The 22767-nt window shown below is 70.5% G+C and carries 26 protein-coding genes; 18 read left to right on the plus strand and 8 right to left on the minus strand.

Translation table 11 applies throughout. The annotated features are described in order from the left end of the window. Positions 1–35: 35 nt before the first annotated feature. Positions 36–665, plus strand: coding sequence for a TetR/AcrR family transcriptional regulator (locus tag ACYVIP_RS35130; RefSeq protein WP_460404336.1), 630 nt, complete (start codon positions 36–38; stop codon positions 663–665). Here ACYVIP_RS35130 and ACYVIP_RS35135 read toward each other — a convergent pair. Next, positions 662–1063: a nuclear transport factor 2 family protein gene (locus tag ACYVIP_RS35135; protein ID WP_460404338.1), complete on the minus strand. Its 402-nt coding sequence runs from the start codon at positions 1061–1063 to the stop codon at positions 662–664. The two genes, ACYVIP_RS35130 and ACYVIP_RS35135, sit on opposite strands and share 4 nt — an antisense overlap. Positions 1064–1122: 59 nt before the next feature. On the opposite strand from ACYVIP_RS35135, the gene ACYVIP_RS35140 reads away from it, so the two are divergent. After that, positions 1123–1674, plus strand: coding sequence for a TetR/AcrR family transcriptional regulator (locus ACYVIP_RS35140; RefSeq protein ID WP_460404340.1), 552 nt, complete (start codon positions 1123–1125; stop codon positions 1672–1674). Here the strand turns inward: ACYVIP_RS35140 and ACYVIP_RS35145 are convergent. Next, on the minus strand, positions 1671–2081 hold the full coding sequence (locus tag ACYVIP_RS35145; protein ID WP_460404342.1) for a pyridoxamine 5'-phosphate oxidase family protein: 411 nt from the start codon (positions 2079–2081) through the stop codon (positions 1671–1673). The two genes, ACYVIP_RS35140 and ACYVIP_RS35145, sit on opposite strands and share 4 nt — an antisense overlap. Positions 2082–2445: 364 nt before the next feature. Between ACYVIP_RS35145 and ACYVIP_RS35150 the strand changes: the two genes are divergently transcribed. Next, positions 2446–4143: a sensor histidine kinase gene (locus ACYVIP_RS35150; protein ID WP_460404344.1), complete on the plus strand. Its 1698-nt coding sequence runs from the start codon at positions 2446–2448 to the stop codon at positions 4141–4143. Positions 4144–4149: 6 nt separating this feature from the next. On the opposite strand, the gene ACYVIP_RS35155 is transcribed toward ACYVIP_RS35150, so the two are convergent. Continuing rightward, the gene (locus ACYVIP_RS35155) at positions 4150–4836 is read right to left on the minus strand and encodes a response regulator transcription factor (protein WP_460404346.1); all 687 of its coding nucleotides are present in this window, start codon (positions 4834–4836) and stop codon (positions 4150–4152) included. A gap of 116 nt (positions 4837–4952) precedes the next feature. On the opposite strand from ACYVIP_RS35155, the gene ectA reads away from it, so the two are divergent. The 5 genes from ectA to ACYVIP_RS35180 all read left to right on the plus strand — a co-directional run bounded on the left by ectA (position 4953) and on the right by ACYVIP_RS35180 (position 10479). Then, complete coding sequence (ectA, locus tag ACYVIP_RS35160) at positions 4953–5507, plus strand: diaminobutyrate acetyltransferase (protein ID WP_460404348.1); 555 nt, start codon at positions 4953–4955, stop codon at positions 5505–5507. A 78-nt stretch (positions 5508–5585) separates the two neighbouring features. Further along, on the plus strand, positions 5586–6836 hold the full coding sequence (ectB, locus tag ACYVIP_RS35165; protein ID WP_460404350.1) for a diaminobutyrate--2-oxoglutarate transaminase: 1251 nt from the start codon (positions 5586–5588) through the stop codon (positions 6834–6836). Between the two features lie 15 nt (positions 6837–6851). Beyond that, positions 6852–7268, plus strand: coding sequence for an ectoine synthase (locus ACYVIP_RS35170; protein WP_460404352.1), 417 nt, complete (start codon positions 6852–6854; stop codon positions 7266–7268). Then, complete coding sequence (locus tag ACYVIP_RS35175; RefSeq protein WP_460404354.1) at positions 7265–8155, plus strand: phytanoyl-CoA dioxygenase family protein; 891 nt, start codon at positions 7265–7267, stop codon at positions 8153–8155. The genes ACYVIP_RS35170 and ACYVIP_RS35175 overlap by 4 nt, the downstream gene beginning before the upstream one ends. Before the next feature lie 140 nt (positions 8156–8295). Continuing rightward, positions 8296–10479 (plus strand): AfsR/SARP family transcriptional regulator, encoded by a 2184-nt coding sequence (locus ACYVIP_RS35180; protein WP_460404356.1) that lies wholly within the window; start codon positions 8296–8298, stop codon positions 10477–10479. Between the two features lie 172 nt (positions 10480–10651). Here the strand turns inward: ACYVIP_RS35180 and ACYVIP_RS35185 are convergent, their stop codons facing one another. Then, on the minus strand, positions 10652–11479 hold the full coding sequence (locus ACYVIP_RS35185) for an SGNH/GDSL hydrolase family protein (protein ID WP_460404358.1): 828 nt from the start codon (positions 11477–11479) through the stop codon (positions 10652–10654). A 107-nt stretch (positions 11480–11586) separates the two neighbouring features. Here ACYVIP_RS35185 and ACYVIP_RS35190 point away from each other — a divergent pair, with 107 nt between their 5' ends. The 8 genes from ACYVIP_RS35190 (at position 11587) to ACYVIP_RS35225 (ending at position 17206) form a co-directional block, all read left to right on the plus strand. Beyond that, a complete protein-coding gene (locus tag ACYVIP_RS35190) occupies positions 11587–12000 on the plus strand; it encodes a hypothetical protein (RefSeq protein ID WP_460404360.1) in 414 nt (137 codons plus the stop codon). 145 nt (positions 12001–12145) lie between these two features. Then, complete coding sequence (locus ACYVIP_RS35195) at positions 12146–12718, plus strand: hypothetical protein (RefSeq protein ID WP_460404362.1); 573 nt, start codon at positions 12146–12148, stop codon at positions 12716–12718. Continuing rightward, the gene (locus tag ACYVIP_RS35200; protein ID WP_460404364.1) at positions 12715–13470 is read left to right on the plus strand and encodes an ESX secretion-associated protein EspG; all 756 of its coding nucleotides are present in this window, start codon (positions 12715–12717) and stop codon (positions 13468–13470) included. Before ACYVIP_RS35195 ends, ACYVIP_RS35200 begins: the two co-directional genes overlap by 4 nt. An 84-nt stretch (positions 13471–13554) precedes the next feature. Continuing rightward, the gene (locus ACYVIP_RS35205) at positions 13555–14202 is read left to right on the plus strand and encodes a DUF3159 domain-containing protein (protein WP_460404366.1); all 648 of its coding nucleotides are present in this window, start codon (positions 13555–13557) and stop codon (positions 14200–14202) included. Next, positions 14203–15102: an aminoglycoside phosphotransferase family protein gene (locus ACYVIP_RS35210; RefSeq protein ID WP_460404368.1), complete on the plus strand. Its 900-nt coding sequence runs from the start codon at positions 14203–14205 to the stop codon at positions 15100–15102. Between the two features lie 53 nt (positions 15103–15155). Then, positions 15156–16370, plus strand: a complete 1215-nt coding sequence (locus tag ACYVIP_RS35215) for a helix-turn-helix domain-containing protein (RefSeq protein WP_460404370.1) — start codon at positions 15156–15158, stop codon at positions 16368–16370. Positions 16371–16485: 115 nt separating this feature from the next. Next, positions 16486–16914, plus strand: a complete 429-nt coding sequence (locus ACYVIP_RS35220; RefSeq protein ID WP_460404372.1) for a hypothetical protein — start codon at positions 16486–16488, stop codon at positions 16912–16914. 37 nt (positions 16915–16951) lie between these two features. Further along, on the plus strand, positions 16952–17206 hold the full coding sequence (locus ACYVIP_RS35225) for a hypothetical protein (RefSeq protein WP_460404374.1): 255 nt from the start codon (positions 16952–16954) through the stop codon (positions 17204–17206). Here ACYVIP_RS35225 and ACYVIP_RS35230 read toward each other — a convergent pair. From ACYVIP_RS35230 to ACYVIP_RS35245, 4 genes are all read right to left on the minus strand, one after another. Beyond that, positions 17195–17833 (minus strand): maleylpyruvate isomerase N-terminal domain-containing protein, encoded by a 639-nt coding sequence (locus tag ACYVIP_RS35230; protein ID WP_460404376.1) that lies wholly within the window; start codon positions 17831–17833, stop codon positions 17195–17197. The genes ACYVIP_RS35225 and ACYVIP_RS35230 overlap by 12 nt on opposite strands. 71 nt (positions 17834–17904) lie before the next feature. After that, positions 17905–18648, minus strand: a complete 744-nt coding sequence (locus tag ACYVIP_RS35235) for an AAA family ATPase (protein WP_460404378.1) — start codon at positions 18646–18648, stop codon at positions 17905–17907. Between the two features lie 80 nt (positions 18649–18728). After that, on the minus strand, positions 18729–19667 hold the full coding sequence (locus ACYVIP_RS35240) for an N-acetylglucosamine kinase (protein WP_460404380.1): 939 nt from the start codon (positions 19665–19667) through the stop codon (positions 18729–18731). Further along, complete coding sequence (locus tag ACYVIP_RS35245; protein WP_460404382.1) at positions 19664–20134, minus strand: winged helix-turn-helix transcriptional regulator; 471 nt, start codon at positions 20132–20134, stop codon at positions 19664–19666. Before ACYVIP_RS35245 ends, ACYVIP_RS35240 begins: the two co-directional genes overlap by 4 nt. Positions 20135–20479: 345 nt before the next feature. Between ACYVIP_RS35245 and ACYVIP_RS35250 the strand changes: the two genes are divergently transcribed. Continuing rightward, positions 20480–21235 (plus strand): GntR family transcriptional regulator, encoded by a 756-nt coding sequence (locus ACYVIP_RS35250; protein WP_460404384.1) that lies wholly within the window; start codon positions 20480–20482, stop codon positions 21233–21235. Then, positions 21232–22746, plus strand: a complete 1515-nt coding sequence (locus ACYVIP_RS35255; RefSeq protein WP_460404386.1) for an MFS transporter — start codon at positions 21232–21234, stop codon at positions 22744–22746. Before ACYVIP_RS35250 ends, ACYVIP_RS35255 begins: the two co-directional genes overlap by 4 nt. The last annotated feature ends 21 nt before the right edge of the window (positions 22747–22767 follow it).

The following is a 22767-nucleotide window of genomic DNA, read 5'->3' on the forward strand; positions in this document are numbered from 1 at the left end:
GGAGGAATCAAGCACGATCGTCTAGTTTGTCTTGAGTGACGGATGGGCGAGTGCGCCGCGGTGCGCAGACCCGGGCGAGCGTGCTCGGGCACGCGATGGCCATCGCCTCGGTGGACGGGCTCGACGGGCTGTCGATCGGCCGGCTGGCCACGGAGCTCGACGTGAGCAAGAGCGGCGTGTTCGCCAGGTTCGGCTCGAAGGAGGAGCTGCAGCTCGCCACGGTCGAGGCGGCGCGGGAGGTGTTCGTCGAGGCGGTGGTGCGGCCGGCGTTCGAGGTCCCGCCGGGGGTGCTGCGGCTCTGGCTGCTGTGCACCGGGTGGATCGACTACTCGTGCGACCGGGTCTTCCCCGGCGGGTGCTTCTTCCTCGCGGTGTCGGCGGAGTACGACTCGCGGCCGGGGCGAGTGCGCGACGCGGTGGCCGCCGCACTGGCCGACTGGGCGCGGTTGCTGCGCCAGGCCGCCGAGGATGCGCGCCAGCTCGGCCAACTGGTGTCCACAAGCGACAGTCGACAGCTGGCGTTCGAGCTGGCGGCGTTGGTGTCCGCGGCCAACGGCCAGTCGGTCCTGCACGACGACGACTCGGCCTACGACCTGGCGCGGGTCGGGGCACTGACCCGGTTGCGCGCACTGGCAACCGATCCGGCGACCCTGCCGGAGTCCTAGCGCCAGCTGTCGCCGAGGGCCTCGGTGATGGCCTGGGTGTCCGGGTACTCGCGCCAGTGGGTGACCTGCTCGCCGCGCACCCGCGCCACCGCGATGAAGCGCGCGGACGCCTTCTTTCCCGTGGTGAGCACGGTGCCGGCCAGTTCGTACTCGATCACCAGTGTCTCACCGGCGTCGTGGACCGTGACGTCGCGGAACTCCTCGAACCGCACCGGCAGTGCCTCCCGGCTTTCCCTTGTGGCGTCAAGGAACTTCTGTCGGCCGACGTACCGGCGCTGCCGATCGGTGCGCGCGAACGGCGACTCGATCACCAGATCCTCCGCCCACAGCTCGTGGTTCTCGCCGTGGCCGAGGAAGTAGTCGGCAACCCGGTTCGCGAACGCGGTGGTGTCGGTCATGGTCGCCCCTTAAGATGAGTCAGTACTTATTTTACGAAAATAATGAGTGGAGACTCATTTTGTCAAGCAAGCCGTTGCGGGCTGACGCGCGGCGCAACCGGGAACGCATCCTGGCCGCCGCCGAGCTGGTCTTCGCCGCGCGTGGCACGTCCGCGTCCACAGAGGACGTCGCGGTCGAGGCCGGAGTCGTTGTCGGCACGGTGTTCCGGCACTTCCCGACCAAACAGGACCTGCTCGCCGCGATCATGAAGGCCCTGCTGGACCGGCTCACCGCCGACGTGCATGCGCTGGCGGCCACCGACGGGGGCGGCGCGCTGTTCGAGTTCTTCACCAGGGTGGTCGAGCAGGCGGCGGCCAACCGCGCCGTGGTGGACGCCCTGGCCGCGAGCGGCACGCCGGTCGGCGCGGCCGAACCGTTGCGCGGCCTGGCGGACGCGCTCGGCGTGCTGCTCACGCTGGCCCAGCGCGCGGGCACGGTCCGCGCGGACATCCACCTGGACGAGGTGCTCGCGCTGCTCACCGCCACCACCCAGGGCGCACTGCACGGCGACTGGAGCGACGACCTGCGGACCAGGACGCTGGCGGTGATCTTCTCCGGCCTGCGTGCCTAGCGTTCCACGCCGTTGACCAGGCGGTACCCGGTCACGATCTCCGGATAGATGCGCAGGGTCTCCACCGTGTGCGCCTCGATCAGCGGGGTCAGCCGCGCCTCGTAGTCGGCGAGCTCGTCGGCGTCGAGCACGCGCCTGGCCACCCCGGTGACCGTGACGCTCCAGCCGGTCCTGGCGTGCACGTCGATCTGGTCGGCCTGGTAGGCCACCACCGAGCCGGCGCACTCGGCGCCCGCGCCGACATGGGTCCGCACCACGACCATGCCGTCGTCGATCACATGGCTCACCGGCACGATCGCGGGCAGCGCGCGCACCGTGTACACGATCCGGCCGATGGGCACCCCGTCGAGCAGCCGGAGGGACTCCGGGCGCGTCAGCTCCGCCAGCCGTCGTGGCTCCGCGCGCACCCGGTCACCTCCCTTTGCCCGTTCCTGAGCATGCCGCCTCCGAGCGAGGAGCCTCCGTGAGACGCGGCTACCGCGCCAGGGCACAACGACCGTTCGTCCGCCGGGACCTTCGACCCATTTCGGTCACCTGGTCAGCCGGACGACGGTTACCGGGGAACCGTTCCATATCGACGGGACGCCCGCCAGTAGCCGGGGAGATCGTCTGCGTGGCATTGCTCGCACGCACGGCGGGTCGGCGGCTCCGCAGCGCAACTACCGGGCACACTGTGCAACCGAGGTAACGCTGCGTTGAGGATCTCCGATAGCCGAGGTGCTGAAGGGGTCCCTTCCGCAGACATCGTTTCCCTGGACTGTCGGGGTTGCCATGCCAGATGCGCCGGAACCCGAGGGCCAGCTCCTCGACGGGTTGCTCGGAGACCTGCAGAGCCGGCTGGCGGAGATCGTGCGGACCCGTGACCGACTACAGGGTCTGCTGGACGCGGTGGTGGCCGTCGGCGCCGGCCTGGAGCTCGAGGGCACGCTCAACCGCATCGTGCACACCGCCGTCGAGCTGGTCGACGCCCGCTACGGCGCGCTCGGGGTGCTCAGCCAGGACCGGCAGGAGCGGCTGTCGGAGTTCGTCACGGTCGGTATCGATGACGAGACCAAGGGCACGATGGGCCACTTACCGGAGGGCCGCGGCCTGCTCGGCGTGCTGATCGAGAACCCGCTGCCGATCAGGGTGGACGACCTGACCGAGCACCCGGCGTCGGTCGGCTTCCCGGCCAACCACCCGCCGATGCGCAGCTTCCTCGGCGCGCCGATCCGGGTGCGCGGGGAGATCTTCGGCAACCTCTACCTGACCGAGAAGCGCGGCGCGGTGCCGTTCACCGCCGATGACGAGGTGGTGTTGCAGGGGTTGGCCGCGGCCGCCGGGGTGGCGGTGGAGAACGCGCGGCTGTTCGAGGAGTCCCGGATGCGGGAGCGGTGGCTGGAGGCCTCCGGCGAGGTCAACGCCGCGCTGCTGGGCGGCGCGTCCAGCCAGGACGCGCTCACGCTGATCGCCCGCCGGGCGCTGGAGCTGTCCCGTTCGGACTGCGCGCTGATCCTGCTGGCCGACCCGCCGGATCACGTGCTGGTGCGCGCCGGCGCGGGGGAGCGTGGCGAGCGGCTGGTCGGGATGCGCCTGCGGGCCGAGGAACGCCTGGTCGAGGACATGTTCCGCAGCGGGAGCTCGGGGTTGATCAAGGACCTCAGTGAGCTGATGCCCGAGGGCTGGAGCGTGGCCGACGGCGACTTCGGGCCGGCGGTGGTGGTGCCGCTCGGCGCGGGCAACGTGGCCGGCGGCGTGCTGATCGCCATGCGGAACAAGGGCGCCAAGCTGTACCGGCGCGACCAGATGCCGTTGCTGGCCTCCTTCGCCGATCAGGCGGCGATGGCGATGGAGCTGGCCGAGAAGCACCGGGCGCAGCGCCAGCTCGACGTGCTCGCCGACCGGGACCGGATCGCCGGCGACCTGCACGACCACGTGATCCAGCGGCTGTTCGCCACCGGGATGAGCCTGCAGGGCACGGTGCGCCGGATCACCGACCCGGACGTGCGCGCGCGGGTGAGCCGGGCGGTGGAGCAGCTGGACGAGACCGTGCGCGAGATCCGGACCTCGATCTTCGACCTGCACACCACCGGCACCGACTCGTCGGCGAGCCTGCGCCGCCGGATGCTCGACATCGTCGACGAGCTGAGCGCCGACGCCGACGTGACGCCGTCGGTGCGAATCTCCGGCGCGGTCGACACGCTGGTGCCCGACCAGCTGGCCGCGCACGCGACCGCGGTGCTGCGGGAGGCGCTGAGCAACGCCGTGCGGCACTCCAGGGCCGGCACGATCGTGGTCACCGTGGAGGCGGGCGTCGACCTGGTGATCGACGTGGTCGACGACGGCGTCGGCTTCCCGCCGGGCGTGGCCCGCAGCGGCCTGCTCGGCATCGAACGCCGCGCCGCCCGCCGGGGCGGGGTCCTCAACGTCAGCCCCGGCCCGGAAGGCGGCACCCGCCTCACCTGGCGAGTCCCCATCACCCAGGTCTGACCCGGCTCAGGGGTGGGGTTTGCGGGACTTGAGCTCGGTGGCGAGGACGGCGGCCTGGGTGCGGCGTTGCATGCCGAGCTTGGCCAATAGGTGGGAGACGTAGTTCTTGACGGTCTTCTCGGCCAGGAACAGGCGTTCGGCGATCTGGCGGTTGGTCATGCCCTCGCCGATGAGCTCGAACACCGCGCGTTCCTGGTCGGTAAGGTTGGTCAGGGGGCCGTGGCCGTCCGCGCCCTGACGCAGGCGCTTCATCAGGGCCTCGGTGGTCCGGCCGTCAAGCAGGGAGCCGCCGGCGCCCACGGTGCGCAGCGCGGTCTTCAGGTCGTTGCCGAGCACCTGTTTGAGCACGAACCCGGACGCGCCGGCCATGATGGCGTTGAGCAACGCCTCGTCGTCGGAGTACGAGGTGAAGATAAGGCAGCGCAGCTCCGGCTGTCGCGAGCGCAGTTCCCGACACAACTGAACGCCGTTCCGCTCCTCGGAACGTTCGCCGAGGCGTACGTCGAGCACGGCGACGTCGACCCGGCTGGACGGGATGCGGGCGAGGGCTTCGTCGTAGGAGGACGCCTCACCGACGATCTCGATGTCCGGCTCGTCCTCGAACAGATCGGCGATTCCGCGCCGGACGATTTCATGGTCGTCAACCAAAAAGATCCGATAAGGCACCTGGCTATATACCATATCGCAACGCATGATCACAACAGTTTTGTTGTTGTTATCACAGTTAATTCTGAGTATCCGCAGGTTATGGTGTGCCCAAGATCGCGTAAGGCTGATTCCGGGAAAGAACCCTGTTAGGTTTCATTGGTATGTCCGAAAAGCACGCCAACCGTGCCAAGGGCGACAACCGAGGGGCGGCGGATCAGGTGATCGACGAACCGTCTACAAGAGACGGTGCATCGATCTGGCGGATCGCGCGCGATTCGCGAAAACTTGATCTGAACTCCTCTTACGCTTACCTCATGTGGTGTCACGATTTCGCTGACACCTCTGCCGTGGCTCGGGTCGACGACGACGTGGTCGGGTTCGTCATCGGTTACCGCAGGCCAACGAGACCGGACACGGTCGTCGTGTGGCAGATCGCGGTCGACTCGTCACAGCGAGGCAGAGGAACCGCGGGAGCGTTACTCGATGCGCTGGTCGGGCGGTTGTTCGAGCAGGGGGTGCGTCATCTGGAGACCACCATCACACCCGACAACGACGCGTCCAACGCGTTGTTCGCCTCGCTCGCCAGACGCTGGGGAGCGACCATGGACCGTGCCGGCACGTTCGATGCCGGCCAGTTCCCAGACGAGCACGAGTCCGAGATCCGGTTCCGTATCGGACCGTTCCGCGCCACACCTGGAGTGCGCGCAGCCTCGTAGCTCATTTCCGATCCCATTGCGTGCCAACGCGATTTCGCGTGTTGTGCGGCATGGGAAAAGATCCGTTTGAGGAGCATCATGAACGTATTTGAGTCGGTCGAATCGGAAGTACGAAGTTACAGCCGGGGTTGGCCCGTGGTGTTCGATCGCGCCACCGGATCCTGGCTGTACGAGGAGAGCGGCCGGGCATACCTGGACTTCTTCGCCGGCGCCGGCGCGCTCAACTACGGGCACAACAACCCGGTGCTCAAGCAGGCCATCGTCGACTACATCATGCGCGACGGCGTGACGCACTCGCTGGACATGCAGACGGTCGCCAAGCGCGACTTCCTGGAGACCTTCACCGAGGTCGTGCTCGGCCCCCGCTCGCTGGACTACAAGATCATGTTCCCCGGCCCGGCCGGCGCGAACTCGGTCGAGGCGGCGCTGAAGCTGGCCCGCAAGGTCACCGGCCGTGAGTCGATCATCAACTTCACCAACGCGTTCCACGGCATGACCCTCGGCGCGCTGTCGGTGACCGGCAACTCGATGAAGCGCGGCGGCGCCGGCATCCCGCTGGTGCACGCCACCCCCATGCCCTACGACAACTACCTCGACGGCAAGACCGAGGACTTCCTCTGGTTCGAGCGCCTGCTCGAGGACAGCGGCTCCGGGCTGAACGAGCCGGCCGCGGTGATCGTGGAGACCGTGCAGGGCGAGGGCGGCATCAACGTCGCCCGCGACGAGTGGCTGCGTGGCCTCGCGGATCTGTGCAAGCGCCACGACATCCTGCTGATCGTCGACGACGTGCAGATGGGCTGCGGCCGCACCGGCCCGTTCTTCAGCTTCGAGTCCGCCGGCATCACCCCGGACATCGTCTGCCTGTCCAAGTCGATCGGCGGCTACGGCCTGCCGCTCGCGCTCACGCTGCTGCGCCCGGACCTCGACATCTGGGAGCCCGGCGAGCACAACGGCACCTTCCGCGGCATCAACCCGGCCTTCGTCGGCGCCACCGAGGCACTGCGCACGTACTGGCGCGACGACCGGCTGGAGAAGTCGACGCTGGCCAAGGGCGAGCAGGTGCAGCGGGTGATGACCGAGCTGGCCGAGACCCACCCCGGCACGCCGATGCACGCCAAGGGCCGCGGCCTGGCCCGTGGGCTGTCGTTCGAGACCGGTGAGCTGGCGACCAGGGTCTGCCGCGCGGCCTTCGAACGTGGCCTGCTGATGGAGACCTCCGGCCCGGACGGCGAGGTGGCCAAGGTGATGCCGCCGCTGACCGTCACCGAGGAGGAGCTCGTCGACGGACTAGACCGGCTGACAGCGGCCGTGCACCAGGTGTGTTCCTGAGCCAAGGGAGGCGATGTGTTCGTAAGCTCGGTCAACGATCTGGATGACACCGATCGCGACATCAAGACCCCGAACTGGCGCAGCAAGCGGGTAGTGCTCGCCAAGGAGGGCGTCGGTTTCTCGGTGCACGAGACCACGCTCTACGCCGGTTCGGTGAACGACTTCTGGTACGCCAACCACATCGAGGCTGTTTTCGTCGTCGAGGGCGAGGGTGAGCTGCTCGACAAGGAGACCGGCGAGACCTACCAGCTCGGGCCGGGAAGCCTTTACCTGCTTGACAAGCACGATCACCACCAGCTGCGGCCGCGTACCCAGATGCGGACCGTATGCGTGTTCAACCCGCCCGTCACCGGGCGCGAGGTGCACGACGAGCACGGCGTCTATCCGCTGATCGTCGAGGACCCGCAAGAGATGGAGGGGACGAGCGCATGACGCTCACCGAGACCGGGACCGCCGATCCCTATCCCACAAGGAAGTCCGGCGACCCCGAGTTGCTCGACCGGTACGAACCGACGGTGTGGACGTCCGGCATGGCGGGTCCGATCGACCCGGCGACGCTCGCCGCACACGACAGCCGTGGCTACTCGGCGCATCCAGATCTGCTCAGCCCGCCGGAAGTGGCCGCGTTCAGCCAGGAGCTCGACCGCTTACCGTCTACTTTGGACAAAGATCCTCGGGTGATCACCGAGGACGGCGAGGTCCGCACGATCTTCGAGGTCCACCGGCTCAGCTCGCTGATCGGCGAGCTGGCGACCGACCCGCGAGTGCTCGACCGCGCCCGGCAGATCCTCGGCTCCGAGGTCTACATCCACCAGAGCCGGGCGACCTACCTGCCGGCCTTCGAGGGCCGGGGCAACTACTGGCACGCCGACTTCGAGACCTGGCACGCCGAGGACGGCATGCCGGCGCCACGCGCGGTCAGCATGTCGATCGCGCTCACCGACCACCACCCGTTCAACGGCGGCCTGATGATGATGCCGGGCTCCCACCGGACGTTCGTCCCGTGCGCGGGTGCCATCGCGCCGGAACACTGCCGGACCCCACTGGCCGCCGGTGAGATCGGCGTGCCGAGCCCGACGCACGTGACCAACCTGGCCAGGGCATACGGGATCGACCCGTACACCGCGCCCGCGGGCACCGCGGTCATGTTCGACGCGAACCTCATGCACGGCTCCGGCAACAACATCACCCCGTTCCCCAGGTCCACGATCTTCCTGGTGTTCAACAGCGTGGAGAACCCGTTGCTGCCGCCGTTCGGCGGTAGCGCTCCCCGGCCACGGCACATGGCCTGCCGGGAGGCCACTCCACTGCGCCGCTGAGCCAGGGCCGGCGCCCGTTAGGCCATCCGGATGACGTCTTTCGCGCGGAGATCGCGCCGCCGCCCGGTTAGGCCGTACCTTGTTGGGCGTCGGCCGGGCGATACAGGGTAGGCCCGGGTGTAACTGGGGGGTGGTGACCCGTGGCCGACCAGCATGGTATGTCACGTGCCGCCGCATCGGGGCTGCGGTTCTGTCTGCTCGGGCCGGTACAGGTGTTCGTGCACGACAGACCGGTGCCGATGGGCGGGCCCGGCATGCGCGGCGTGCTCGCGTTGCTGGTGCTCGAGGCGAACCAGGTGGTGCCGCTGGACCGGATGGTCGACGTGCTGTGGGCACACGAGCCGCCGGCCAGCGCGCGCACCATGGTGCAGGGCTACGTCTCCGGGCTGCGTCAACGCCTGGCCGCGGTGGACGACTCCGGCGCGGTGCGCATCGCGACCACCCCGCCGGGCTACCGGCTGGTGGTGGACGAGTCGCTGATCGACGTCACGCTCGCCCGCGACCTGCTGGCCGAGGCGAGCGGCACGCCCGCGGCCCGCCGGGCCGAGCTGCTGCGCGCCGCGCGGGCGCTGTGGCGCGGTCCCGAGCTCGCCGACGTGAGCAACCGGGTCGCCGCCCCGGAGCTGATCGAGCTGCGCCTGGCCGTGCTGGAGGCCCGCTTCGACGCCGACCTCGAACTCGGCCGCCACCACGAGATCATCGGCGAGCTGACCCAACTGGTCGACGAACAGCCCTTCCGTGAACGACTGGTCGCCCAGCTGATGCTCGCGCTCTACCGCGCGGGCCGTCGGGCGACCGCGTTGGCCGCCTACCAACGGTTCGCCCACCGCGCGGCCGACGAGCTCGGCATGGACCCCGGCCCGCAGCTGCGCGCGCTGCACGTCCGGGTGCTGCGCGACGACACCACGTTGCTCGAGCCGTCGCCGGAGCCGGTGGTCTCGCCCAAACTCGGCGTGCTGGTGCCGGCCCAGCTGCCAAGGGCGCCGTCCGGGTTCGCCGGCCGCGAGGAGGAGCTGGACTGGCTGAACGGTTTGCTCACCCGGGGCGGCCGGCCAGCGGGCTCGCCCGCCATGGGCGTGCTCGCCGGCGCGGCCGGGGTCGGCAAGACCGCGCTCGCCGTGCTGTGGGCCCACCGGGTGGCCGACCGGTTCCCCGACGGCCAGCTGTTCGCGCACCTACGCGGCTTCGACCCGCAGCACACGCCGATGTCCTCGGCCGACGTGCTCACCCGGTTCCTGCTCGCGCTCGGCGTCGGCGGCGAGGACGTGCCGACCGAGGTCGACGAGCGGGCGGCGCTGTACCGGTCGATCCTGGCCGACCGGCGGGTGCTGGTGCTGTTGGACGACGCGCGCGACGCCGAGCAGATCGAGCCGCTGCTGCCGCCCGCGTCGGCGTCGATGGTGCTGGTGACCACCCGCGTCCGGCCGGACGCGCTGGTGGCGCGCACCGGGGCGCGGCTGCAGGTGCTCGGCACGCTGGCCGCCGGCGCGGCCGAGCAGGTGCTCGAGCTGATCGCCGGCGCGCCGGCGGAGGGCCGGGACCGGGAGCTGCGCCGGCGGCTGGCGCGGTTGTGCGGGCATCTGCCGTTGGCGCTGCGGATCGCGGGCGCGCGGCTGGCCGGCGGCGCGCAGTGGTCGGTGGCCGACCTGGTGACCGAGCTGGCCGACGAGCGGCGCCGGCTCTCCGCGCTGGATCTGGAGGATCCGGCGACCAGCGTGCGGGCCGCGCTCGACGTGACCTACCGGAACCTGGACAAGGAGCTGGCCGAGCTGGTCTGTCTGCTCGGCCTGTTCCCCGGCACGCGGATCGGCCCGTTCGCGGTGGCGGCGTTGGGCGGCAGTGACGTCGACCTGGCGCGGCGGCGGCTGCGCATGCTGGCGGCCTCGTTCGTGGTGACCGAGGCGAGCCGGGAGGTGTTCCTGATGCACGACCTGGTCCGCCTGCACGCCACCGAGCTCGCCGAGACCGAACTGTCCGAGGTGGACAGAGCGCGGGCGCGGCGAAGGCTGTTGCGCTACTACCTGGTCAGTGCCGACCGCGCGCATCGTCAGTTGCGTTCGGACAGTGACGACGAACCCGAGCTGGCGGCGCGGTTCCCGGACACGCCACGGGTTCGGATGAGCACACCGGGTGAGGCCGTCGACTGGGTCGAGCAGGAGTGGACGAACCTGCTCGCGGTCGTGGAGGCGGGCCTGGACTCGGTGCGGGACTCCGGGCAGGACGAGGAGATCGTGCAGCTGGCGCGGATGGCGAGCGAGTTCGCCGAGGGGACAAGGACCCTTGGCCCGGTGGGACTGAGCCGGGCGGTGCGGTTGGTCGTTTAGCGAACAGTTAGTCGCGCGGCGCCGCCTACTGGCAGGCTGCGCCGCGGTACTCGTTGTCCCGGAGCCAGATTGTCGAGTGCCGGGGCGGCACTGCCAACGTGGGGGTGTGCTGCCCGAGCGAACCGGCCGGCACCGTGGGGGACGTGTGTCGGCCGGTCCTCGCTTTGTCCGCTCAGGCGGTCGCGCGCCCGTTGTGCTGGTCGGCGATCGGCTGCAGTTCCGGCCTCTTGGGACGTAAGCCGTCGCCTATGGACTCCCCGCGCAGCTGGCGGCTGACCCAGGGCAGCAGATAGGTGCGGGTCCACGCCAGGTCGGCCTGCCGCAACCGCAGCCACGGCATCACGGGTGCCGGCGGCCACGGCTCGCGCCAGTCCTCGGTGACCTCGACGCCGAGCACCTCGGCCGTACGCAACGCGATCCGCCGGTGACCCTCTGGCGAGAAGTGCAGCCGGTCGTCGCTCCAGGCGCGCAGGTCGACCAGCACCGGCATGGCCCAGAGGTCGACGACCTTGGCCCCGTTGCGGTCGGCGATGGCCCGCAGGTGCGCGTTGTAGATCGCGACCTTGCCGCGCACCCGCCGCACGACAGGTTGTTTGCGCGGATCCGGTCCGGTGAACACCACGACCTCGCAGCCCGCGGCGCGCAGCGTGCGGACGGCCCGCTCGAACTCGGCGGCGAGTTGGTCGACGTCGCTGCCGGGCACGATCAGGTCGTTGCCGCCGGCGCACATCGTCACCAGGTCCGGTTTGACCTGTTCCACCACGGGAACCTGCTCGTCGACGATCTCCCGGAGAAGCTTGCCGCGCACCGCGAGGTTGGCGTATCTGAAGTCCGGATCGCCGGCCGCCAGCGTCTCCGCGAGGCGGTCGGCCCAGCCGACGTAGCCGCCGTCCGGCGCCTCGTCGTCCAGTCCCTCGGTGAAGCTGTCCCCTATGGCCACCCAGCTGGACAACCGTGACACGGTCGCCTCCCCTCCATACGAAACCTGTTGACCCCACATCTCTAAACCCTCAGGATGCCGTGTCATTCCCGTTCGACGCCACCGGTTAAGCATGGCCGGAGTAGGTACCATGCATGGGGTTACCGTCCGATCACGGAGGGGATGTCATGTACATCGATCCGAACGTTCCGGCCGGCGGGAGCACCAGGCCGAGCTCGGCTGTCGGGGGCGAGGTGGGGTCCACGCTGCACGACCTGGAGTTGGCCGCCGGCACCGGCAACCTCCGCGTCGACGAGCTGACCGGCGCGGCCACGATCCAGGCGATCACGGTGGTCCAGGAACAGGTGGACACGTTGCGCCAGTTGGCATCCGCGCAGGCTGACACCCGGCTCGGCGGTGGCTACGCGGAGCGGATCGACCAGTTCAACCGGGAGTGGACCGTCGCCGGGGCTGGCTCCGCGACCGAGGTGATGGATCGGTTCAGCGAGCAGTTGGGCCGCCTGCGCGAAGCCGTCCAGCTGAGCATGGCCGCCTACCAGTCGGCCGACGCCGACGCCGCCCAGCGGTTCCCGCCGCGGTAGTCCCACCGCGGTCCGGCGGTGTCCCACCGGCACGGATGACCCGTCGGTTGGAGCGTACAGGTGAATGTGGGCGCGAAGTGCTGTTTTCGCCATTCGTGCCTGAGTAAGCTGCACAACGTCATCGGTTGATCACCAAGGGGTACGGATGACCGGTCACGATGAGCGTCAGGTACCGGCGGCGGCCGAGGTCAACCCCGCCGCGTACGACCATGCCACGCTCAAGCGGTGGACCGACGACGCCGACGCGGGCGCCGCGCAGGCCGTCGCGGACACCTGGACGGACACCGGCGCGGCCCTGTCCGAGGCGGCGGACACCCTGCGCCGAGCCGCGGCGGACTCCGAGGCGGGGTGGACCGGCGACGCCGCGGCGGCGATGCGCGCCCGGCTGGCCGAGGTCGCCGAGTGGAGCAGCGGCACCGGCGGGCAGATCACCGCGGCGAGTGCGTCCATCGCCAGGCAGGGTGAGGCCGCGGAGGCCGCCAGGCGTGCCATGCCCGACCCGGTGCCCTACGACCCGGCCCAGCTGATCCGGGACGCGGGCGAGGGCGGCCCACTGGCCCTTGCCGGCCTGCCACAACGGATGTACGACCAGAAACAGCTGCACGACGCCGCTCACGAGGACGCGGTTCGGGTTGTCACGCAACGGGATCGGGTGATGGGCGGGGCCGCGGGCGAGGTCGTGGTGTTCGCGCCGCCGCCGCTGCTGGACGAGGGATGAGGATCGAGCTCTCGCTCGCCGCACTGGACATTCTGTGGGAGGACCTGCGGCTTGGCCAGTTGCCGTTCCCGCTCGAGGTGCGCAGCCACGGCGACACGGTCGGTATCCGGAACCGGATCCGGACCGCGGTGTACGCCGACCTGAGCCGCCGAGGGCTCGCCACCGGCACCCGGCCCGACGACGGCCTGGTGGAGAAGCTGCGCCTGCTCGCCGACCCGGCGGTGGCCGTCGACCTGGTCGCGCTGCTCGACCTCACCGACACCGAGCCGGTCAGAGCGCTGGCCGTCGTCCGCGGCCGGCACGGACTCGTCGCCGTGCAACAACGGCTGACGGTGTCGTTGCGGGGCCTGCGCGCGGAACGGGCGCTCGGCGCGCTGCTCGAGCAGTTGCCCAGCGCCCCGGCGGGCACGGAGAAGTCGGTCACCCGGCCGGCGGCGTTCCTGCGTGCCGAGCGGGCCCGCGGCCTGGTGCACGCCGGTGGCGTGCTGCGCACCGTGCGCCCACCGGCCGACGACCCGGACGACGACCCGGACGACCGCGAGCGGCCGGTGGTGCGGGCCGGGCAGTTGGGACTGACCAGGGTCGACGAGTCCGGCAGGCGGCACCGGGAGCCGGGCATCGGCTGGTTCGACACCGCCGACGGCCGTTACGCGACCACGATGACGCCCGGCCCCGACGGCACGGACTGGATAACCGTATGGCCCGCCGACACCGCCCGCCTGGCCCACCGCCTGACCGAGGAGCTGCCCTGAATGCCTCATTGCGGACGATGAGCGTCCCGAATGAGGCATTCAGGGCAGTTAGACCCGGTGCTGCGGATAGGGCAGGCTGGCAGGGTGACCGAGCAGTCGACCACCGAGGACCAGCTGGGCCTGCGCGAGCTGCTGGGCGGGCGCCGGGGTGCGGTGGACGCGAGCGTGCCGCCGGTGGTGTTCGCCATCGGCTGGCTGGTCGCCGACCGGTCGATCGGCTGGGGCGCGCTGGCGGCGGTGGCCGCCGGCGTGCTGGTCGGCGGCCTGCGGCTGGCCAAGGGCGGCCGGGTGACGGCCGTGCTGGCCAGTGTCGGCGCGGTGGCGGCGGCGTCGCTGCTCGCGCTGTACACCGGGCGGGCGCAGGACTTCTTCCTGGTGCAGGTGCTGGCCAACGCGGCCAGCGCGCTGGCGTGGGCGGTGAGCATTCTCATCCGGTGGCCGCTGTTGGGTGTGGTGGTCGGGGTGGTGCTCGGGCAGAAGACACGGTGGCGGCGCGATCCTGAGCTGGTGCGGGCCTACGGGCGGGCCAGCTGGGTGTGGGTGTTCGGCCAGTACACGTTGCGGGTCGTGGTGTTCGGGCTGTTGTGGTGGTCGGGATGGGTGGTGGCGCTCGCGGTGGTCCGGGTCGCGTTGAGCTGGCCGCTGATCGCGGCGACGGTGGCGGTGAGCGCGGTGGTGCTGCGCAGGGCGTTGCCCGCAGGCCACCCCGGGTTGCGGCACCCGAGGCAGTAGATGCACGAGCGGCAGTTGGACGTCTCCCCGGCGACGGTGCGCGCGTTGGTGGCCGACCAGTTCCCGGACTGGCGCGGCCTACCGGTCAGCCAGGTGGCCGCCGAGGGCACGGTCAACGCCATCTTCCGCATCGGCGACCGGCTCGTGGCCCGGTTCCCGCTGGTGCCGACGGAGGTGTCGGCCGCCCACCTGGCGCTGACCGCCGAGGCCGACGCGGCCGCACAGCTGGTCGGCCGGACGCGGTTCGCCACCCCGGAGCCGATCGCGCTCGGCCGGCCGGGAGCGGGCTATCCGCTGCCGTGGTCGGTGCAGACCTGGGTGCCCGGCGTGACCGCGACCGACGCCGACGCGAGCGACTCGGTCGCCTTCGCCCGCGACCTCGCCGAGTTCATCACCGAGGTGCGCGCCATCGACACCGGTGGCCGGGTGTTCGCCGGGATGGGCCGAGGCGGCGTGCTGAGCGCACACGACGAGTGGCTGGAGACCTGTTTCCAGCGCAGTGCAGGGCTGTTGGACGTCGGCGGGCTGCGGTCGCTGTGGCGGACGATGCGGGCGCTGCCGCGCGGCACCGACCCCGATGTCATGTCCCACACGGATCTGATTCCCGGCAACGTCCTGGTGTCCGGCGGGCGCCTGGCCGGGGTGCTGGACGTCGGCGGGCTCGGGCCGGCGGACCCGGCGTTGGACCTGGTCAGCGCCTGGCATCTGCTCGAAGCCGGTCCACGGCGGGTGCTGCGTGCCGAGTTGGGTTGCGCTGACCTCGAGTGGGCCCGGGGTCGGGCGTGGGCGTTCCAGCAGGCCATGGGGTTGGTTTGGTACTACGTCGACAGCAACCCGTCGATGAGCCGGACCGGCCGCCGGACCCTGGAACGCATCACTGCGGGTGATCAATCCGGTTAGTTCTGTGACGGTGCGGCGTAGACTGGCTGGCCCGACGCCAGGAAGGCACGCCCGTGAACATCGACGACGCACACATCGGCAGTCGCGTCCGCCAGATCCGGCACTGGCGCGGGATGAGCCTGACCGCGACCGCCGGCCTCGCCGGGATGTCGCACGCCTATCTGTCCATGATCGAACGTGGGTTGCGCCCGGTGACCAAGCGGTCGACGCTGGAGGCACTGGCCAAGGCGCTGCGGGTGTCGCCGGCGGACCTGTCCGACAAGCCGTGGGAGCGTGCCGGGGACTCCGTGGAAGGCCAGGTGAACCTTGCCGGCCTGGTGTCCGCGCTCGACGCCTTCGAACTTGGCGAGGATCCAGGCGAAAACGTCCGGGAATGGCCGGAGGTCGAAGCCGATGTTCGGTTGTCCGAGGAGTTGAACCACCTTCGGGCTGATTTTGTCCGTCTTGCCGATCTGCTGCCGAAACTGCTCGGTGAACTACATGCGTTGTATGTCCGGAAGCCGGTACTGCGCGAGCAGATCCTGTTGGCCCTGATTCAGGTCTACAAGCAGATCGTCGCCGTCACCAGGAACTACAACGGCGGAAACGAGGCATTGCCGCTGCTGGCCGCGATGGCGGCACAGCGGTGCGCCGAGGAGTTGGGTCAACCGCAGTGGCGCGCGATGGCCACCTGGCAACGCTGCCTCGCCGCCGGGGCGGTCAATCGGCCGCAGCAGTACCGGCGGGCCGTCCGCATGGCGGAGGAACTGGTGCCTCTCCTGGACAATCCGGAGGTGTTGCAGGCATACGGCATGTTGCATCTGTCCGCCGCGCTGGCGGCAGCGGCACAGTCCGACCGGAGCACGGCCTTCACGCACCTGGACGAGGCCGGCGGGCTTGCCGATCGCCAGGAGGCCGAGGTCGGCCGGTTCGCGATGATGTGGTTCGGCCGAACGAACGTCCGGATCTGGCGGGTGAGTATCGGGCTGGAGCTGGGTGAGGGCGCGAAGGTTGCCGAAACCGCTCGCGGTATTCACCTGAAGGCTATCCCGAGTCAGAAGAGGCACGCCGATTTCTATGCCGACATCGGTCGAGGGCTGCTAACCGAGAAACATTCACGAAGCGCCGGTCTGGAGCTACTGTTGCGGGCGGAGAAATTGGCGCCACAGAAATTCCACGCTAATATGTTCGTGCGGGAAGCGGTAGCCGACCTACTTCGGGTGGATCGGCGGGAAGCTGGCGGCCGGGAATTGCGGGGGCTTGCTTACCGTATGGGTGTTGCTCCCTGATCGGGTGAATGCCCGCTTCCTGTAACCGATTGTGAAAAACCACTCACCCGGTTTTTCTAGCGTTTGTCTCCTGATCGCGAAAGGAGCGCGCTATGCACAGGACCGGGCGGCCGTGGTGACCGAGTTGGACGCCCTGATCGAACGCGCCGCCAGACGCGGCTATCTGTGGCACCGTTTCCGGGACGACCATCTCGGTCCGGAAGTGCTCGCCGGCACGTTCAACTGGGGCGTGTGCGGCGACGTCGTCGTACTCGCCGACGAGAAGGGGTCACACGCCTACCGCACCCCGACCGAGGCGACGCAGGACGTGTTCGCGCCGTCGCAGGTCCACTGGTGGTACGGCCGCTGTGACCACGCCATCCGGCTGCCAGAGGCCGGCATGGTGCTGCCGGGAGTCAGCCGGGTGTGGGTTCTCCGCGCGCTGCTCACCCTGCCCAACCCCGGCGAGCCGGGCGGCCTGCCCCCACTCACGCCGGCACCAAGAGGCACCGGCGTCACCGGGAGCCGGGTGCCGGTGCGCGTGCGGCGGCGGCGATTGACCTGAGTTGTCGAACCGATCGAATACCCACTGGAGTTATGCCGTGACGGCTACGCCGTTTGCCATCGTCAGCACCGAGGATCGGACAAAGATATTCGCGTACGGCCTCGACATCGACCTGCCGTCCGGCAGGGACGTCATCACTTTCCGCCGCGAACCCGACGGTCGCGCCATGTTCGCCGTCCATCGATCGGTGGAGTCGGCCCGCCGCCGATTCGGCACCGTCACCCCGGTGGAACTCATATGGGAACCAAGCGGTGCTTCGGGAATCTCCGGAACTGCCCCGTCAGAGCGCTGAAATCGAGGCGGGGGCGCGTTCGGCTCGGCTGAGCGCGCGCAGCACGTTGACCGCGCCGTGTCGCCGAAGCGCGATCCGCGACAGCAGGTCGACCACGGTTTCGACGGTCTGCGCGGGAAACTCCGGCGTCGGGATGCCCACGCTGTGGGCCAGATCGTCGGCGTGCACGACGATCTCGAGCAGCCGGCTGGTGACGAAGTCGTCCAGGCTGAGCGACCACGGTCCCCAGTTGGACCGGCGCACCGGCCGGTTCGGCGTGTCGAGCAACGTCCGGCGCAGGTCCCGCACGCCATCGGCGACGCCGGCCGCCAGCGCGGCGGCACCGTCCCGCGCCTCCTGCACCCCGCCGGCGCGGGTGCGCTCGTTGGCCGGATCGTCGACGTCGGAGCCGATCCAGCTCGCGCGCGTGAAGTACTCGTGCAGCGAGATGACCGGCTCGGTGGGGATCGGCTCGGCGAGCGTCCTCGGCATGACGTGGACCTGGACGGCCAGATGCCCGGCCAGACCCCGCACGCTGAGCTTGGCCAGTGCCGACGGCTCGTCCCACGCGCCGGCCACCTCCGGCGCGGCCAACAGGCTCGCCGCCGTCTCCGCGGCGGCGAGAAAACGCTCTCTGACTGGCGACACCCGGCAGACCTCCTTGAGCACGGTTTCCGGCGACCTCAACCGCCGGTCGCCGCGGACTATTCCCAGGTTGTTCACGGGTCGGTGAGATGGCGCAGATAGGTTTCCGGGTTGTCGAGGTACCGGCGCCAGTGGTCGACGAGCCGCAGTTCGGACCACTTCACTCGGTGTAGGCCGTGTTCGTCCAGTTCGACGATGTCCGCGCCCGGTGTCGACGCGAGGATCGGCGAGTGCGTCGCGCACACCACCTGTGCGCCGGTCTCACCAAGTTCACGCATCAGGGCGACCAGGTGCAGACAGGCGGTGAACGACAGCGCGGACTCGGGTTCGTCCATGACGTAGAAGCCCGGTTCGCGGAACATCGAGCGGAACACGGTGAGAAAACCCTCGCCGTGGCTCATCTCGGCGGTGTTGTCCTCCCAGTAGCCGGGGACACCACCGAGCTTCTCGGTCATGCTGAACGCGGTTTCGGCGCGCAGGAAGAAGCCCTTCTTCTTCAGTCGCGGGCCGGCCAGCATGCGAGCGCCCCTGGCGGTGGTCTCCAGCCGCAGAACCTCACCGAGCGCCGTCCTGGTGTCGTCCGGGCCGCCTGCCTTGCGGGCTGCTCGCCCGCCGCGCGCGTCCAGGTTGAACCCCTCGGCGACCGCCTCGATCAGGGTCGACTTGCCGGAGCCGTTGTCACCGACCAGGAAGGTGACCGGCCGAGTGAACTCGATGCCATGCTCGACGAACGCCGCGATGGCCGGCACGGTGTATGGCCACCGCCGAAAGTGCGGCGGTCGCAACCCGTCGGGCACGTACGCGCGACTGACGAACACGGGTGCACTCCTGGTCGTAGTTCGGCTGACAACCGCGCCGGCTCGCGAAGTGCTCGGACAACCCGGAAGCGCGAACCCGGCTAGCGGGGGCGGGCCGCGTCCTGGCCGGCGACCGACAGCGCGGCCAACCACGCCGCGCCGAGCGCGCAGTCCGGGGCGAACAGCACCGGCGCCGCGATCCGCGCGGCCAACGTCGCCCGCAACGCCAGACCGACCGGACTGTCCGGGCCGACCACGCTGCCCGCCAACACCACCGGCGTGCGCTCGTCTTCCCTGCGCGCGGTCTGCGCATGCCGCGCCAGATGCTCCGCCGCCCTGGTCACGATGTCGGCCGCCGACTCATCGGTCGCGGCCAGCGAACTGACCGTCGAGGCGAACCGCGCCAGCCGCACCGGTGGCTCCGCGTTCACCGCCGTGATCAGATGGTTGGCCGTCTTCATGTCCACTGCGGACAGATCGGGCAACGCGTCGGCCAACACCGCCCGGCCCAACGGCCCCGGCGGCACCCCGCCCTGCAGTGCGCGCAGCGTCACCCGCACGGCCTCCCGGCCGATCCAGTACGCCGACCCCTCGTCCCCGAGCAGCCAGCCCCACCCGTCGACCCACGTGGTCTTGCGGTGGTCGACGATGCGCGCCGCCACCGCCCCGGTGCCGCCGATCACCACCGTGCCGTCCGGCTCCGAGGTGGCCGCCGCGAACGCCACCTCCGCGTCGCTCACCACCTTGATCGCGCAGCCGACCCCGGCCTGGCGCAGCGCGGTCTCGAACGTCGCGAGCACCGTCAGGTCGGTGAACTTGCTCTCCCCGGCCACGCCGAGCACGCACGCCAGCACCGGTTCGCCGGCCAGCGCCTCGCGCACCGCCTCGGCCACCCGCTTGGCCGCGAGGTCCGGCGGGTGGGTGGTCGGGTTCCCGCCACCGGATCTGCCCCGTCCGGCCACCGTGCCGTCCAGGCGCATGGTGATGGCGCGGGTGGACGTGCCCCCGATGTCGACGCCGATCACCCGGTCCGTACTCATCGCGGCACCTCCATGGCCACCAGTCCCGGCCCCGGCTCGAAGCGCACGCGTTCGGACGTGAGCGCCTCGCCGCAACGCGCACAGTTCACGTCGGCGGCGGTCGGCAGGTCGCAGTCGAGGTGGTGCAGCACCGCCGGCGGGCCGGCGCCGTCGTCGAGCCACTGGTCACCCCAGCGAATGATCGCGGCGAGCGCGGGGAAGAAGTCGTGGCCCATGTCGGTCAGCGCGTACTCGTAGCGCGCCGGGCGGTCCTGGTAGCGGACCCGTTCGAGTAGCCCGGCGCCGGTCAGCCGGTCGAGGCGCTCGGTCAGCGTGTTGCGCGCGATCCCGAGCGCGGCCTGGAACTGGTCGAACCGGCGCACTCCGTGGAACGCCTCGCGCAGCACCAGCAGCGTCCACTGGTCGCCGAGCAGGTCCATGGTTCTTGCGATGGAACACGGCCAGCGGGCGAACGACGTTCTTCGCACCTCGGGAAGTGTAGGGGTCGGCGCGGGGGGTCGTAATGCGCCGAATGCGTGCATCACCACAACGTTTCGGTTCCGGTGGACGACGTCCGGAGGCCAGGACGACCGCGGCCGCCGAGCGCGCAAGCGTTTGCGCTCCGGCCGGTCGAGATCGCGCGTGGCGGGCGGGCTGCTCGTGTGATCGGTCATGCACTCTCCGACACCCAGTAGGTCTAGACCAATCATGGTATCGCTGTAGGGTGGGTCGACGCGAGGGGAGTAACTGATCTCCCACATCCGGGGAGTGTGCCTGCGCCAGTGGCGCCGGGGAGGGCATCCTGTAACCGGGAACCGTCGTATGGAGGAGTCATGCTGGAAACGTCGGCCGCACAGGAGCCCGACACCGCCGCGCGGGCGTTGCGGGAGCCCAAGTACTGGGGCCTCAAGCGGCACCTGCTCGAGCTGCTCAGCTCGCTGCCGCCGGGTTCGCCGATCCCGACAGAACGGTCACTGGCCGCCGAGTTCGACGTGTCCAGGACGACCGTTCGCCAGGCACTCGCCGACCTGACGGTCGAAGGCCGGCTGCTCCGGGTGCAGGGCAAGGGCACCTTCGCCGCGGAACCCAAAGTGGCCCAACGGCTTCAGCTGTCTTCGTACACAGAGGACATGCGCGCGCAGGGCCGCGAGCCGTCCTCGCGGCTGCTGGACATCTCCGAGATCCCGGCCGAGGGCGAGCTGCCCGGGTTGCTCGGCGTGCGCGCCGGCGCGAAGATCCTGCGCATGCAACGGCTACGCCTGGCCGACGACGAGCCGATGGCGATCGAGACCACCCACCTGCCCCTTGGCCGGTTCCGCGGCCTGCGCAAGTACGTCTCCGCCGGCGGCTCCCTCTACCAGGTGCTCAAGGAGCGCTACGACGTCGAGATGGGTCACGCGGAGGAGACCATCGAGACCGCGCTCGCCGGCCCGCACGAGGCCGAGCTGCTCGGCGCGGACGTCGGCATGCCGATGCTGCTGCTGTCCCGGCACGTCTACGACACCACCGAACGGCCGGTGGAGTGGGTCCGCTCGGTCTACCGGGGCGACCGCTACAAGTTCGTCGCGGAACTCAACCGGCCGGCATGACCGCGGCCCTGGGCCAGGGAGAGGTCAGCTGGGGCAGCCCGGCCGCGCGCGGCGTGCTGACCGCGACGATCCTCGGCTCGGGGATGGCCTTCCTCGACGGCACGGTGGTCAACATCGCGCTGCCGCGCATCGGCGAGGAGTTCGGCGCCTCGGTGTCCGGGCTGCAGTGGATCCTCGACGGCTACCTGCTGTCGCTGGCCGCGCTGATCCTGGTCGCCGGGTCCCTCGGCGACCGGTACGGGCGGCGGCGGATCTACCTGATCGGCGTCGCCTGGTTCGGGGTGTCCTCGGTGCTGTGCGGCGTCGCGGTGAACACCGAGATGCTGGTGGCCGCCCGCGTGCTGCAGGGGGTCGGCGGCGCGCTGCTCACCCCGGGGGCGCTGGCGATCATCCAGTCCTCGTTCGTGCGCACCGACCGGGCGCGGGCCATCGGCGCGTGGTCGGGCCTCGGCGGCATCGCGGGCGCGCTCGGGCCGCTGGTCGGCGGCCTGCTGGTGCAGGCGTGGTCGTGGCGGCTGGCGTTCCTGGTGAACGTGCCGATCGCGCTGGCCTGTGTCTGGTTCACCCGCCGGCACGTGCCGGAGTCCTGTGACCAGCAGCTCGGCGGCCGGCCGGACGTGTTCGGCTCGGTGCTCGCCGCGCTCGGCCTCGCCGGGCTGACCGCCGCGCTGGTCGAGGGCCCGGCCCGCGGCTTCGGCGACCCCCTGGTGTTCGGGTCGCTGGTGGTCGGCGTGGTCGCGCTGGTGTCGTTCGTCCTGGTGCAGCTGCGGGCGCGGGACCCGCTGGTGCCGCCCGACCTGTTCGCCGACCGGACGTTCGTGGTGGCCAACGCGCTGACGTTCGTGGTCTACGCGGCGCTTGGCGGCGTGATGATGCTGTTCGTGCTCCAGCTGCAGACCTCGCTCGGCTACTCGCCGACCGCGGCGGGCCTGGCCGGGCTGCCGATGTCGGTGCTGATGCTGCTGTTCTCGTCCCGGTCGGGCAAGCTCGCGCAGCGGTTCGGGCCGAAGTGGTTCCTCGTGGTCGGGCCGCTGGTGCTGGCCACCGGGATGGCGATGCTGACCATGGTGGTGGCCGGCGCGTCGTACTGGCTGGTGGTGTTCCCGGCGATGGCGGTCTTCGGGCTCGGGCTGGTGATCGTGGTCGCCCCGGTGACCGCGACCGTGCTCGCCTCGGCCGCCGACCGGCACGCCGGGGTGGCCTCGGGGGTGAACAACGCGATCGCGCGGACCGGTGGGCTGCTGGCGGTGGCGGTGCTGCCGGCCGCGATCGGCCTGCACGGCGAGGCCTATGCCGACCCGGCGGCGCTGACGTCGAGCTGGCAGCTGGCGATGTGGCTGTGCGCGGGGCTCGCGGTCGGCGGGGGGCTGCTCGCGCTCGGCGTGCGCAACGACGTGCTCGCGGCCCCGCCGGCGCGCACCCCGGAGGCGCCTGGCCCGGGGGAGTGCCTGCACTGCGGCATCGTCAGCCCGCCGACCCACGTGGCGCCGACCACCCGCCAGCCCGCCTGAGCGGGGCCGGTCACATTCGGG

The sequence above is a fragment of the Actinophytocola sediminis genome (assembly GCF_054779715.1).

What these genes read in the sequence shown, in the direction of transcription:
- ACYVIP_RS35135 (WP_460404338.1), bottom strand. Translation starts at nt 1,063, where the DNA reads ATGACCGACACCACCGCGTTCGCGAACCGGGTTGCCGACTACTTCCTC.
- ACYVIP_RS35150 (WP_460404344.1), top strand. Translation starts at nt 2,446, where the DNA reads ATGCCAGATGCGCCGGAACCCGAGGGCCAGCTCCTCGACGGGTTGCTC.
- ACYVIP_RS35155 (WP_460404346.1), bottom strand. Translation starts at nt 4,836, where the DNA reads ATGCGTTGCGATATGGTATATAGCCAGGTGCCTTATCGGATCTTTTTG.
- ectA (WP_460404348.1), top strand. Translation starts at nt 4,953, where the DNA reads ATGTCCGAAAAGCACGCCAACCGTGCCAAGGGCGACAACCGAGGGGCG.
- ectB (WP_460404350.1), top strand. Translation starts at nt 5,586, where the DNA reads ATGAACGTATTTGAGTCGGTCGAATCGGAAGTACGAAGTTACAGCCGG.
- ACYVIP_RS35175 (WP_460404354.1), top strand. Translation starts at nt 7,265, where the DNA reads ATGACGCTCACCGAGACCGGGACCGCCGATCCCTATCCCACAAGGAAG.
- ACYVIP_RS35185 (WP_460404358.1), bottom strand. Translation starts at nt 11,479, where the DNA reads ATGTGGGGTCAACAGGTTTCGTATGGAGGGGAGGCGACCGTGTCACGG.
- ACYVIP_RS35190 (WP_460404360.1), top strand. Translation starts at nt 11,587, where the DNA reads ATGTACATCGATCCGAACGTTCCGGCCGGCGGGAGCACCAGGCCGAGC.
- ACYVIP_RS35195 (WP_460404362.1), top strand. Translation starts at nt 12,146, where the DNA reads ATGACCGGTCACGATGAGCGTCAGGTACCGGCGGCGGCCGAGGTCAAC.
- ACYVIP_RS35200 (WP_460404364.1), top strand. Translation starts at nt 12,715, where the DNA reads ATGAGGATCGAGCTCTCGCTCGCCGCACTGGACATTCTGTGGGAGGAC.
- ACYVIP_RS35210 (WP_460404368.1), top strand. Translation starts at nt 14,203, where the DNA reads ATGCACGAGCGGCAGTTGGACGTCTCCCCGGCGACGGTGCGCGCGTTG.
- ACYVIP_RS35240 (WP_460404380.1), bottom strand. Translation starts at nt 19,667, where the DNA reads ATGAGTACGGACCGGGTGATCGGCGTCGACATCGGGGGCACGTCCACC.
- ACYVIP_RS35250 (WP_460404384.1), top strand. Translation starts at nt 20,480, where the DNA reads ATGCTGGAAACGTCGGCCGCACAGGAGCCCGACACCGCCGCGCGGGCG.
- ACYVIP_RS35255 (WP_460404386.1), top strand. Translation starts at nt 21,232, where the DNA reads ATGACCGCGGCCCTGGGCCAGGGAGAGGTCAGCTGGGGCAGCCCGGCC.